The organism is Stenotrophomonas sp. 2YAF26, assembly GCF_052114625.1.
In the GTDB taxonomy this organism is placed as follows: Bacteria; Pseudomonadota; Gammaproteobacteria; order Xanthomonadales; family Xanthomonadaceae; genus Stenotrophomonas; species Stenotrophomonas indicatrix.
The window spans coordinates 70,282-82,416 of sequence record NZ_JBFRFC010000006.1; the positions used below are offsets into that span (position 1 = coordinate 70,282).

15 protein-coding genes are annotated in these 12,135 nt (G+C 66.8%); 8 read left to right on the plus strand and 7 right to left on the minus strand.

Annotated elements, in window-relative coordinates; translation table 11 throughout:
• Positions 1-27: 27 nt before the first annotated feature.
• The 5 genes from bioC to bioB all read right to left on the minus strand — a co-directional run bounded on the left by bioC (position 28) and on the right by bioB (position 4,866).
• Complete coding sequence (gene bioC, locus AB4Y98_RS08515; RefSeq protein WP_140225319.1) at positions 28-912, minus strand: malonyl-ACP O-methyltransferase BioC; 885 nt, start codon at positions 910-912, stop codon at positions 28-30.
• Positions 913-924: 12 nt separating this feature from the next.
• Complete coding sequence (locus tag AB4Y98_RS08520) at positions 925-1,704, minus strand: SDR family oxidoreductase (protein ID WP_442244150.1); 780 nt, start codon at positions 1,702-1,704, stop codon at positions 925-927.
• Positions 1,705-1,733: 29 nt separating this feature from the next.
• A complete protein-coding gene (gene bioH / locus AB4Y98_RS08525; RefSeq protein ID WP_049465784.1) occupies positions 1,734-2,513 on the minus strand; it encodes a pimeloyl-ACP methyl ester esterase BioH in 780 nt (259 codons plus the stop codon).
• Positions 2,514-2,531: 18 nt separating this feature from the next.
• A complete protein-coding gene (bioF, locus tag AB4Y98_RS08530) occupies positions 2,532-3,755 on the minus strand; it encodes an 8-amino-7-oxononanoate synthase (protein WP_442244151.1) in 1,224 nt (407 codons plus the stop codon).
• A gap of 67 nt (positions 3,756-3,822) precedes the next feature.
• A complete protein-coding gene (bioB, locus tag AB4Y98_RS08535; protein WP_442244152.1) occupies positions 3,823-4,866 on the minus strand; it encodes a biotin synthase BioB in 1,044 nt (347 codons plus the stop codon).
• A gap of 131 nt (positions 4,867-4,997) precedes the next feature.
• Here bioB and AB4Y98_RS08540 point away from each other — a divergent pair, with 131 nt between their 5' ends.
• Entirely contained in the window at positions 4,998-5,426 is a 429-nt protein-coding gene (locus AB4Y98_RS08540; RefSeq protein ID WP_394196713.1) for a hypothetical protein, read from the plus strand.
• Between the two features lie 20 nt (positions 5,427-5,446).
• On the plus strand, positions 5,447-6,067 hold the full coding sequence (locus tag AB4Y98_RS08545) for a hypothetical protein (protein ID WP_336022396.1): 621 nt from the start codon (positions 5,447-5,449) through the stop codon (positions 6,065-6,067).
• Positions 6,068-6,195: 128 nt separating this feature from the next.
• On the opposite strand, the gene AB4Y98_RS08550 is transcribed toward AB4Y98_RS08545, so the two are convergent.
• Positions 6,196-6,618 carry an H-NS histone family protein gene (locus tag AB4Y98_RS08550; protein ID WP_336022393.1) on the minus strand — a complete coding sequence of 141 codons (423 nt, stop codon included), beginning with the start codon at positions 6,616-6,618 and terminating at the stop codon, positions 6,196-6,198.
• A gap of 173 nt (positions 6,619-6,791) precedes the next feature.
• On the opposite strand from AB4Y98_RS08550, the gene AB4Y98_RS08555 reads away from it, so the two are divergent.
• The 3 genes from AB4Y98_RS08555 (at position 6,792) to AB4Y98_RS08565 (ending at position 9,513) form a co-directional block, all read left to right on the plus strand.
• Positions 6,792-7,082: a hypothetical protein gene (locus tag AB4Y98_RS08555; protein WP_223497051.1), complete on the plus strand. Its 291-nt coding sequence runs from the start codon at positions 6,792-6,794 to the stop codon at positions 7,080-7,082.
• Positions 7,083-7,240: 158 nt separating this feature from the next.
• Positions 7,241-8,326, plus strand: coding sequence for a DUF5694 domain-containing protein (locus tag AB4Y98_RS08560; RefSeq protein WP_442244153.1), 1,086 nt, complete (start codon positions 7,241-7,243; stop codon positions 8,324-8,326).
• Positions 8,327-8,403: 77 nt separating this feature from the next.
• Positions 8,404-9,513 carry a hypothetical protein gene (locus AB4Y98_RS08565; RefSeq protein ID WP_442244154.1) on the plus strand — a complete coding sequence of 370 codons (1,110 nt, stop codon included), beginning with the start codon at positions 8,404-8,406 and terminating at the stop codon, positions 9,511-9,513.
• A gap of 96 nt (positions 9,514-9,609) precedes the next feature.
• Here AB4Y98_RS08565 and AB4Y98_RS08570 read toward each other — a convergent pair whose 3' ends face one another.
• Positions 9,610-10,101, minus strand: coding sequence for a GNAT family N-acetyltransferase (locus tag AB4Y98_RS08570; protein ID WP_442244155.1), 492 nt, complete (start codon positions 10,099-10,101; stop codon positions 9,610-9,612).
• 234 nt (positions 10,102-10,335) lie between these two features.
• On the opposite strand from AB4Y98_RS08570, the gene AB4Y98_RS08575 reads away from it, so the two are divergent.
• The 3 genes from AB4Y98_RS08575 (at position 10,336) to AB4Y98_RS08585 (ending at position 12,135) form a co-directional block, all read left to right on the plus strand.
• Positions 10,336-11,031, plus strand: a complete 696-nt coding sequence (locus AB4Y98_RS08575; protein WP_442244156.1) for a ComF family protein — start codon at positions 10,336-10,338, stop codon at positions 11,029-11,031.
• A 58-nt stretch (positions 11,032-11,089) separates the two neighbouring features.
• Entirely contained in the window at positions 11,090-11,641 is a 552-nt protein-coding gene (locus tag AB4Y98_RS08580) for an HdeD family acid-resistance protein (protein ID WP_089237595.1), read from the plus strand.
• Positions 11,642-11,763: 122 nt separating this feature from the next.
• Positions 11,764-12,135 (plus strand): SecDF P1 head subdomain-containing protein, encoded by a 372-nt coding sequence (locus AB4Y98_RS08585; protein WP_263929013.1) that lies wholly within the window; start codon positions 11,764-11,766, stop codon positions 12,133-12,135.

Consider the following 12,135-nt stretch of genomic DNA (forward strand, 5'->3'; position numbering starts at 1 on the left):
TCTACCAGTGCGGATCGCGTGCCGGCATCAGGTCTGCTTGCGCCGGATCGGGATCGCCGACACCGGCACGGAAGCAATGTCATGCCCACCTTCGCGGATCGGCGCGCCTGGGTCGGGTGCCCAGGCATGGGCGTAGATCACCTCCCAGCTGCTGGGCAGCTTGCCATCGGCACGGCGCATCGGCTCGTACGCCGCCGCTGCGGCCGCGAACCGCCCCCGGCCGGTCAACGTATGGCGGCGATCGACCCGTGCGTTGGTCGCGCCCATCGCGCGCAGCTCGCGCATCAACGAGGGCAGGTCGTCGTAGGTCAGGGTGAACAGGTCGCGGTCCAGAACCGGATCGCGGAAGCCGGCCATCATCAGCGCATCGCCGAACTGGGCGATCTGCGCGAAGCGGCTCACGTGCGGGCGGTCATCGGCGGCGGCGAAGGCCTCGTTGAGCTCGACCAGCGTTTCCGGCCCGAACGTCGAACACACCAGCAGCCCACCGGGCTTGAGCACGCGGCGGAAACCGGCGAACACCGCTGGCAGGTCGTCCACCCACTGCAGGCACAGGTTGCTGAAGATCACATCGACGCTGTTGTCGGCCAACGGCAGCGCCGTGGCATCGGCGGCCAGGCGCTGGAACGGCTTCCACCAGCCGGCCTGGCGCTTGGCCTGGTCGAGCATCGGCAGTGCCACGTCCAGCGCGATCACCTGTGCCTTCGGCCAGCGCTTCTTCATCAGCGCACTGGCATGGCCGGTACCCGCGCCGATGTCCAGCACCACCTCGGGCTTGCGCGCCTCCAGGTAGTCCAGCGATTCCAGCAGCCGCGACTGCACCTCGCGCTGCAGGGCGGCGGCAGCGTCGTAGCTGGAGGCGGCGCGGGCGAAGGCGCGGCGGACATGGCGGGCATCGAAGTGGGACGGCATTGCAGAAGTCTCTTAGAACGTACCGGGGTAGGCGCCGCCGTCGATCAGCAGGTTCTGCCCGGTGAGGTAACCGGCCTGTGCACTGCACAGGAAGGCGCAGGCGGCGCCGAATTCGTCCGGCGTGCCGAAGCGGCCGGCGGGAATCTGCTGGCGGCGGCGTTCGGCCACCGCCTGCACGTCCCCGTCCTGGCCGGCGGCGTGGGCGAAGTTGGCGCGCAGGCGGTCGGTATCGAACTGGCCGGGCAGCAGATTGTTGATCGTGACGTTGTGGACGACGGTGCGCCGCGCCAGCCCGGCGACGAAGCCGGTCAGGCCGCTGCGCGCGCCGTTGGACAGCGCCAGCGCGTCGATGGGTGCCTTCACCGATGACGAGGTGATGTTGACGATGCGGCCGAAGCCGCGCTCGATCATCGCGTCCACGGTGGCGCGGATCAGCGCGATCGGCGCCAGCATGTTGGCGTCCAGCGCGGCGATCCAGTCGTCGCGCTCGAACGTGCGGAAGTCGCCCGGCGGCGGGCCGCCGGCGTTGGTCACCAGGATATCGASCTGCGGGCAGGCGGCCAGCGCCTGGGCGCGGCCCGCCTCGGTGGTGACGTCGGCGGCGATCGCATGCACTTCAGCGGCACCGGGCAGCGTACGCAGTTCTTCAGCCGCGGCCTGCAGCGCAGCGTCACCGCGGGCGACGATGACCACGTTCACGCCTTCGCGCACCAATGCGCGCGCGCAGCCAAGGCCAAGCCCCTTGCTGGCGCCGCAGACCAGTGCCCAGCGGCCGGAAATGCCCAGATCCATGCGTCAGTCCTGCACAAGCTTAGGAAGGCTCATTGTCCGCCATCGGCCGGTGACAGGCCGGCAACGAAGTGTTGCAGGGCGGCTGCAACGTCATCGGCGTGGCCGAGGAAGGGGGCGTGGCCGCCATGACCCACGGTCAACGACTGCCCCCCGGGCGCCAGCGCGGCAGCGGCCTGCATCGCCGCCGGCGAGACCAGACGGTCACGCTGGCCGGCAATCCACAGGCTGGGCTTGCCCAGTGCGGGCAGGGCGCCACGCAGGTCGGTGCTTTCCAGCAGCTGCAGGCCCTCGCGCAGCGCGCGTTCGGTGGGCGCTCCGCGTTCGACCAGGCGCTGGCGCAGCGTGCGCAGTTCCTCGCGGGCATGCGCCGAACCCATCACATCCAGGGCCAGGAAACGTTCCAGGGTGCCACTGAAGTCCTGCGCGAGGTCACGACCGAACTGCTCGAATACCGATGGCTCCACCGCATGCGGCCAGTCATCACCGCGCACGAAGCGCGGCGTGGCGGCGATCATCGCCAGCCCGCGCACCTTCGGCAGCGTGGCCGCCGCATGCAGGGCAAACAGACCACCCAGTGACCAGCCGCACCACACCGCCGGCGGCGTGGCCGCGGCAATGGCGTTGACCACGAACGGCAGGCGCAGCGGGGTGCTGTCGTCGCGGCTGTGGCCATGGCCGGGCAGGTCGACCAGATGCAGCGTGAATCGATCGGCCAGGCGCTGCACCAGCGGCGCAAACACGCCGCCCTGCAGGGCCCAGCCGTGGATCAGTACCAGGTCCGGCCCATGGCCGGTCACTTCAATATGCATGGGGAACTACACGATCACTCAGGCCAGCGCCGGCAACGACGGCGGCAGCACTTCACGCGCGGCAAAGGCCACGCGGTCGCGTGCAATGGCGATGGCTTCGACCAGGCCGCGTACCTGCTCGGTGGTGTGCAGCGCGGACAAGGTGACGCGCAGGCGCGCCTTGCCCTCCGGCACGGTCGGCGGGCGGATCGCACCGACCAGCCAGCCGGCCTGTTCCAGCGCCTGCGACATCGCCATGGCAGTGTGGTCGTCGCCACACAACAGCGGCTGGATCGGCGTTTCCGATGCCATCAGATCCAGCCCATGACGTCGCGCTTCGCTGCGGAACAGGGCAATCAGATCGGCCAGCTTCGCCCGGCGCCAATGATCGCGGCGGGCCAGGCGTACCGCTTCCAGTGCGGACGCCGCCAGCGCCGGCGCCATGGCGGTGGTGTAGATGTAGGGGCGTGCGGTTTCGGCCAGGTGCTCGATCAGGTCCTCGCGGCCGAGCACCAGCGCGCCGGAACCGCCGAGCGCCTTGCCCAGGGTGACCAGCTGCAGCGGCACATCGTCCACGCCCAGGCCGGCGGTGGCGACCGCGCCACGGCCATCGCCGAGCACGCCCACGCCATGCGCATCGTCCACGTAGAACAACGCCTGCTGCAGGCGCGCGACCAGCGACAGCGCACGCAGCGGCGCGATATCGCCATCCATGCTGAAGACACCGTCGGTGGCCAGCATCGCCGCGCCATCAGGCGCATGCTTGAGCTGGCGCATCGCACCTTCCGCATCCAGATGCGGGTAGCGGCGCAGGCGCGCGCCAGCCAGCCGCGTGGCATCGAGCAGGCTGGCGTGGTTGAGCTTGTCCTGCACGCAGACATCATTTTCTTCGCTCAGCAGCGCCTGCTGCACGGCCAGGTTGGCGGCGAAGCCACTGCCGAACAGCAGCGCACGCGGGTAACCGAGCCACTCGGCCACTTCGCGTTCCAATGCGTCATGCAGTGCGTGGTGGCCGCAGACCAGGTGCGAAGCACCGGCGCCAGCACCTTCGCGCGCGGCGGCATCCTGCAGTGCGTTGACCACGCTGAACTGCTGGGCCAGGCCCAGGTAATCGTTGCTGCAGAAGCCGGTCAGCCAGCGCCCATCGACTTCCAGGCGCACACCATCACGACGGGTGACCGTGCGCCGTGGGCGGCGACGGCCTTGTGCATCGCGCAACGCGCGCTGGGCTTGGAGGCGGGCGGTCAGGTCGGGGCGTGCCATGGCGGCTGGATGCGGCGACGGGGCGGCTAGGGTAGCGCGTTGCCGCGACGCCTGCTTGGCCGCCGGCTCAGGCCGCGTGGGCGCAGCCGCAGCCGGGGGCATCGGCGCTGATATCGGCATGCACGGTGCCGCCATGGTCGTGACCGTCGGCGTCCACCTGCACCGCCATCGGCTGCAGGCCCAACCGTGCGAACAGGGCCATGTCGCGCTCGCTTTCCGGGTTGCCGGTGGTCAGCAGCTTGTCGCCATAGAAGATGGAGTTGGCGCCGGCCAGGAAGCACAGCGCCTGCAGTTCGTCGCTCATCGCCTCGCGGCCGGCCGACAGCCGCACCATCGAACGCGGCATGGCAATGCGTGCCACGGCGATCATGCGTACGAACTCGAACGGGTCCAGCTCGGCACTGCCATGCAGCGGCGTGCCAGCGACCTGCACCAGCTTGTTGATCGGCACCGAATCGGGATGTGCCGGCAACGTGGCCAGTGCCAGCAGCAAGCCGACGCGCTGCGCGCGCGTTTCGCCCATACCGACGATGCCGCCGCAGCAGGTTTTCAGCCCCGCATCGCGCACGTGCTCCAACGTATCCAGGCGATCCTGGTACTGCCGGGTGTGGATGATCGAGTCGTAGTAGTCCGGCGCGGTGTCGAGGTTGTGGTTGTAGTAGTCCAGGCCGGCGTCCTTCAACGCGCGCGCCTGCTCGCCACTGAGCATGCCCAGCGTGGCGCAGGTTTCCAGGCCCAGTGCCTTCACTCCGGCGATCATCGCCGCCACCTTCGGAATGTCACGGTCCTTCGGCGAACGCCACGCCGCACCCATGCAGAAACGCGAGGCCCCGGCAGCTTTTGCCTGGCGTGCCTTGGCCAGCACCGCGTCGGTGTCCATCAGCTTCTGCGCGTTGACCCCGGTGCTGTAGCGCTGCGCCTGCGGGCAGTACGCGCAGTCTTCCGGGCAGCCACCGGTCTTCACCGACAGCAGCGTGGAGACCTGCACCTGGGCCGGGTCGAAGTGCTCGCGGTGGACCGCGGCGGCGCGGAACAGCAGTTCCGGGAAAGGCAGGTCGAACAGCGCCTGCAGTTCGTCGTGGTGCCAGTCGTGGCGGATGGCGGTTGCCATGGCGGGACCTTGGAAGGGCTGGAGCGAGGGCGCAGTCTGGGTGGGTCGTAGTGCACTGTCAACTGTTTTAATTTCATATAAGTTTACAGTGCGAGCGAGGGTTAGACTGGGCGCTCACGCAAAGGATTGCCATGAACAACCCATTGATTGCGGTACTGAAGGCCGTGGCGGCGAACGCGCTGCAGGCGACGGCGATTGCCACAGCCCTGATGCTGACCACCGTTCCCGTCGTTACCATTGCGGCGACGCAGTGCGTGCTGCCGGTCGCCGACGGCGGTGACATCGCTCCCTCGCCGCCCTCGGTGACGGGAACGATCGTGAAGGTCCGCGATCGCCAGCTGACGGTCCAGACCCGCGCAGGCGCGGTTCACCGCACCATCGTCAACGACGGCACCGGCTTGTGGACCGTCTATGGCGGCGGCATCGATGAAACCGATCTGAAGGTGGGGCAGCACGCATTGATCTGGTTGCAGGATTGCGGGCACGCGGGAAAGACACCGCAGGTCGCAGCTGTCGTGCAGATCTGCTCGCTTGCCGCCGAAGCATGTGCAGAGCGATAAGGCGTCTTGAGGAGATGAGCATGTCCAGAAGTCGCACATCGCTGGTCGTCCTGCTGGCCATGGCCGGCGCAGGACTGGCCCTTTGCTCAGTGACGCAGGTGCAGGCGATGCAGGCAAGCGCCCCGGATGCCACGGATGCTGCAAGTTCCATTGGTCCGACTGCCGCACAGGTCGCAGAAAACGCGCGAATCCGCGAGGCGATCTTCAATGGTGAAGGCGGCAATCCCAGGTTCGCTGACTACCCCGTAACAAAGATCCATAGCGGGCCGGCCGCATCGCTGGACCTCAGCGATCCGCGCGCCCGCATGTTCAGGACACGCCTGTCAGCAGCCCTGAAGGACGGAGAGGTCGGCTTTGCCGGCGAGTACACGCTGGTGGGATGGGGATGCGGAACCAGTTGTGTTTCGATGACCTTCGTCAGCAAGCGCACCGGCAAGCTGGCCACCCCATCGCTGGGCGGAGAGCTTGGCCCGATGGTGGTCAAGGTCGATCCGCACAGCGCGCTGGTAGTGGCCGAGGGCGGGGAGTTCGACGACAACTATGCTAGGACCGGCAACTTCGCCTTCTTCTACGTGCTGGAAGGACGCGCGCTCAAGTTGATCCGCAAGGTGCCGCTGCCGGTGGCCCTGGGCGAGGAGTGAGCGGCTGGATGGAGTTGCAGGCCACGGCCGTCGCTACGATGCGATAGAGCTGCCTGCACCGCCCGACCTGGAAATGTACGCGTTGGTGCCACGGCGATCGTCCGCTCCGTGCGCCGAGCACCCACGGGTCAGCTCTGCTTGAAGACGGTTCTCTGCCCGATCGCGCTGGACTTTCGAACGTCGGACCGGCCCAGCCCGGGAATCAGGAAATCGGCAGGGCTGCGGCCATGCTTGGTCTTCTCGGCAAGCCAGCGCGGCATCCGGCCGCGGCCCGACCACGTATTGCGCTTGTTGTCCGGGTCGCGGTACTTGGCCGCTACCTTGCCTGCCTTGCGCCGTGTGGCAGGTTTGCGGACCGGTGCAGCGGCCTCGGCGGGCGCGCCCCCGATCAGCTCTTCAATCGTGTAGCCGCACTGCGCGGCGAAGGCGATCAGCTTGCGACGGACAACGGCCACGGGGCGGCGGCTGGCAACCAGCGCCCTCCGCTGCTCGGCAGCAGTCACAAGGGCGTTCAGTTCGCGCAGGCTCAGGTGTTCGACGTCGATTGTCATGCCGCGAAGGGTCCGGACATCCCGGCAGCCTGTCAAGCAGCCGGCTGTCAAGCAGCCGGTGCCAGGATGCATCAAGCTGGACCGGCTCCCCGGGCCCTGTGATCGATCGCTTGACGCACCAACGCGCGCGCCATGAAGATCTACCCCTTCACTCCAGCCGTCAGGGATCGTCCATGTCTGGCTTCATCGGTGATCTGTTGGAAGGGATAGCCAGCTTCGTCTCCGATATATGGCTGCTGCGTCGGCAGCGCGCCGGCAGGAACCGGCCGAAGAACGCCGTGGGAAAGGATGCAGCGGACGTCGCGCTGTTCGACATCCGGGTAATCGGATTGTCGATTCTCACACTCGCCGTCACCGCGCTCATGTTCTTCGTACTCGGCCTGCCACTCTGGACAAGCCTGCTTCCGGTGGCCGCAGGGGCCCTCTACGTAGGCTACCGATGGATCGCTCTCGCGCGTGCGTGAGTCCGCTCCCTGCGGGATCCCATCAAGGGCGCCATTCGACCGAGCGTAGTCTTGCGGGAGCACAGAACAAGGACTGTTGACAAAGGACCTACGGCGATCGAATCTGCGCCGCTATGCGCTGGACAAGCGCTTCAACGGCGAGCCATATGCAACAGGGAATGATGCAGGGGATGTGGGGGCGACGTGCACTGATCGGCTCGCTGCTGGCGGGATCGATGCTTGCAGGAATGGCGCAGGCGCAGACCTTTGACCCTCGCGCCCACAAAGGGCCGCAGCACGGGGTGCCAAACGAAGTGATGGTGCTCGGCAGCGCGCATCTGGCGGTACTGCCGAAGACCTTCGATCCCTCATCGCTGGGCACCCTGATCGACCGGCTCGCAGCGTGGCAGCCGAAGGCCATCGCGATCGAGGCGGTGTCGGGCCAGCAGTGCGACCTGCTGCGTCGATACCCTTCCCGCTACCGATATACGGTGAAGGACTACTGCCCCGATGTTTCGGCGGCGGAGAAGGCAACCGGACTTGATGTGCCGGCGGCGAACGCGGCGGCAGAGACGATGCTGGCGACCTGGCCCGTACAACCCACGGCCGCGCAACGGCGCAGGCTTGCCGCTACCTTCCTGGCCGCCGGCGAACGCGATTCGGCATTGGTGCAATGGCTGCGCCTCCCCGAAGCGGATCGGCAGGCAGGCGACGGCCTGGACCAGGACCTGGTTGCGGCGCTGGAAGCGCTGCGCGTCAACCGCAATGAAAACACGCTCATCGCCGCAGCCCTCGCTGTCCGTCTTGGCCACGAGCGGTTGTGGCCGATGGATGACCACAGCTCCGATCAGTATGGTCCCGATCCCAAGGCCTATGCAGCTGCGGTCAGGAAGGCCTGGGACAACCCGGCGTCCAAACAGCGGAGGACAATGTTCGGCGACTTGGAAGCGCAGGTTGATGCGCCGGAGAAGGCACTGGCACTGTATCGCCGCTACAACGCACCGGATGTGGCATCGGTCGCCTTCGAAAGCGACTACGGTGCCGCGTTGGAGGAGCCGTCTCCGCAGGGCTACGGTCGCCTTTACGTCACCTCGTGGGAGACGCGCAACCTGCGCATGGCGGCGAACATCCGCGACCTGATGGGACCGACCCCGGGAATGCGTACGCTGGTGATTGTCGGCGCCTCACACAAGGCGTATCTGGATGCGTATCTCGAGCAGATGCACGACGTGCGGATTGTCGATGTTCAGCCGTTCCTGAAATAGCCCGCCAAGGACCGGCGGCTGCATGAGGCGAGCTGTTCCCGATCAGCGCCCGATTCCTCGAAATGAAGGATCACAACATGAAACGCAACGTCATTACCGGCACCAGACTGTACGTCGCGGTCGCCGGGATGGTGCTGTTGGCTGGGTGCACCGAGCCAACACTGTCCGAGCCGAATGTGCAGGCATCAACGGGCCAGGGAGCCCACGCACCTGGCGCTGCAGACGCGAAGCCGGCGGGCCCCATCCAGGTAGCGCCCGTGATCGTGCATTCCGATGCGGCCACACAGCCCTTCCCGTTCGACGCTCCGGTGACGGTGGATACGCCGCCGAGCACTTGCCGGATCGACGGCCTGGTGCTCCCGGCCGATGCGAAGGTCTACGCGGCGGGGGCCTACGGCGGTAAGAAAGCCGATTTCCAGATCGACCAGAGCGGCCACCAGGCCACGACCATCCAGGTGGCCGTGCACGAACCCAATGCGCCTGTGGTGCTGTTGCTGGGCGCTTACGAACCCACCGTGTGGAGTGTCGGTTGGACGCGCGGTACGCAGATTGCGGCGGTGCTGGTGACCGGCTACCACCGGCAGCGGCTGACCGGCCTGCCTGCTGGCCTGCCGGTGCTGATCAGCTCCTACGAGGATCGTGGCCCCTGCAGTTATGCCTATGTGGGAGGAGAGGGCTCGAACAAGCTCAACCCGTTGGCCCGCGAGGTGTTCGGTCGCCCGGTTGACGTGGCCTACGCGGCACGCGACGGCCGCGCGGTCATCGGCGCGTTGCCGCCCGGGGCGCAATTGGTGACTGATGCCACGGCCAAGCCAGTGGCCGAATTCCAGATGAAGGGCGCACCGCCAGCAGGGCAAGCCGGAATTGATGCAGCGGTGCGCAGCGGGATCCTGCGCCCGGCGACGGTGGCCGACCTGCGTGCCTGGGAGGCTGCCGGCCGACGCAACGGGGGTGCAGCGGACATCCCGCGCATCGAAGGCGCCAATGCCGAGCGGGAGCAGGGCACGCCCTTCCGTAGCTATACCGTGCTGAAAGCCTTCGCCATCCCAGCAGGGTTGTATGGCGCGCACGCGGCCACGTTCTTCGTGGCGCCCGGGGTGCCGGCGCCTACCGGGGAACCGGGACACTCGCAGGTGCGGTTCATGGAGAACGGGCAATGTGTCGGCGCGACCTGCGGGATGCGCTAAGGGGCGAAGGTCGGCTTTCTGGTCGAACGCGAGGCAAGGTGGACACTTGCAGGGGCGAATCGCATGCACCGCCGATCGCGCTGGCGCGCCTGTTCGTCATTTCGACCTGATCAGGAACAAGCGGAAGTCTGTTCCTTCTGACCCGGTTGGGACGCTGCATGCCATACCCATCTTTGCAAGATTCCGCTCCCAGAATGCGTGCGCCGCATGATCCTTGCGGAATGTGGCCAGCAACCATTCCCCCGTTGTTGGCCGCACAAGGTCTGCAACCACCGCAGATGCGATGCTTTTGCCGCGATGCTTTGGAAGGATGAACAGATCCGCCAACTCTGGCAGTCGCCTTCCCTGGAACTCGACGTCATCCACCTGGACGAATCCACACAAAAGGCCATCGAGCCAGAGCAGACGGGTCCACTCCGGTTCTTCGTGCAGGCGGGCCTGGACATCGGCAAGTGCGCAGTCGTAAAGACCATCGGCAAGGATATCTTCACCACTCCAGGCAGAGGCTTCGAAGTAGTACAGCTGCATCAATCTGAAGACCACATCTGCGTCCTGCGCATTTGCTTTGACCAGCGTCAGTCCGTCCATGCGGTAGAGATCCATCCAGGGCAACTGTGCCTATCCTGATGATAGCTGGCGCAGGATCGGCCAGTGATGGTTCTGCAGTTCCGGCCGTATGTGGATGGAGGCGCGTGGTAGCAGGTGCGATGCAGATCTACGGCCTGGCAAGGTGCAGCCCCCATCGGCCAACGCTCCCTGTACTGACATGCATGCAGCCCCTTCACCGATGGGCAGGCTGCGCTTGCAGGGCGATGCTACGGCATGCGCTTCCCACTGCCTTCTGTCCTGGGTGAATCATTACAGGCTGCCTTTCACCTGCTGCTGCCCCTGCGCTGCCTGGTCTGCAGCGAGCGCGGCCATGACGCCCTCGATCTCTGTCCCGCCTGCCTTGCCGAGATGCCGTGGGCGGGTCGCGCCTGCCTTCGCTGCGCGCTGCCGCTACCGGATGCAGCCCTGCCCATCTGTGGAACCTGCCGCGACGAGCCGCCACCGCAGACCGCGACCCATGCGAGCCTGTTGTACCTGCCGCCGGTCGATCAGCTGCTGGTCCGCTACAAATTCCACCAGGACCTGGCTGCAGGACGCCTGCTTGCGCAGTTGATGCTGCGCAACCCGCCACCGTGGTCGTGCGCGCCGCTGGTACCCGTGCCACTGCACCGCAAGCGACTGCGTCAGCGTGGCTATGACCAGGCCGCCGAACTGTGTCGCCTGCTGCAGTTGCCGACATGGCGCGGGCTGTACCGCCGCCGCCACACCGCGCCGCAGTCCGAACGCAGCGCCGAGCAGCGCCGCGACAACCTGTTCGACGCCTTCGATGTGCGCGGTGCTGTACCGGCGCGGCTGACCATCGTCGACGACGTGATGACCACCGGCAGTACCGTGCTGGAAATTGCAGAGACGTTGCGGTTGGTGGGGTCTGAAGACGTGCGGGCGTGGGTCTGCGCTCGCGTTCCGTGATCGCCCCTTTCATCCGCAAAGGCTAGGATGGCCACGAACCCGGATCGAAGGAGTGGTCATGAATTCCCCCTTGTCTCCCCTGTTGTCGGCCGTTGGACGCAGCTGGTGGATCCTGCTGCTGTACGGTCTGGTCGCGCTGGGCTTCGGCATCATCGCGATCGGCTGGCCGATGTCGGCGGCCATCGCGCTGGCCTGGACGCTGGGTGTAATGGCCATCGTCGAGGGCGTCATCAGCCTGCTGGCGCTGATCACCGGTGCCAGCGGCGCCTCGCGCGGCTGGTTGCTGCTGTACGTGGTCGCCTCGCTGGGCTTTGGCATCCTGGCCGTGATCAATCCGCTGGCCACCGCCAGCGTGCTGGTGCTGTTCCTGGCGGCATGGCTGCTGGTGGCGGGCATCTACCGCATCGTCTTCGCCATCCGCGTGCGCAGGCAGATTCAGGGTGAGTGGCTGCTGATCCTCAGCGGCGTGCTGGCCATCGTGCTGGGCCTGCTGTTCGCAGCCAATCCGTATGCCGGCGTGGCGGTAACCACACTGTGGATCGGCATCGGCAGCCTGCTGTACGGCGTGCTGCAGGTGCTGGTGGCGTTCAAGCTGAGGAAGCTGCGTTGATGCGGGGCTGGAGCAGATGGGCGCTGCTCGGTGGTGGCCTCGCGGTGTTGCTGCTGGCGGGCTGCAACCGGGTGCTTCCGGCTGAGACACGGCATCCGCCGCGGGAGGGGGTGCAGGTGCAGATGCGTGAGGTCGATCCCGATGGTCGCGCTACCCTGCAGTGGCAAGGGCGCAGCATCGCCGTGAAAGCGCCGCCGATGCTCACCAGTGCCGATATCGTCGACGTGCGAGCGGCGTTGGACGCCGCGCACCAGCCCGTACTGGAACTGACGTTCCGCAAGGAGTCCGCCGGCCGGTTGCTGCACGCGACCGAGGCCCTGGTGGGCAAGCAGGTGGCGCTTACCGTCGATGACCACGTGCTGTCCGTGGCCACCATAGCGGGCCCTTTTGGCGAGTCCATGCAGGTGGCCGGTACCAACATGAGCGTGGCCGAAGTGCACGACATGGCGCGCTACATCGTGCACGGCGGCCCTGCGCCGCCACAGCAGCGCTGA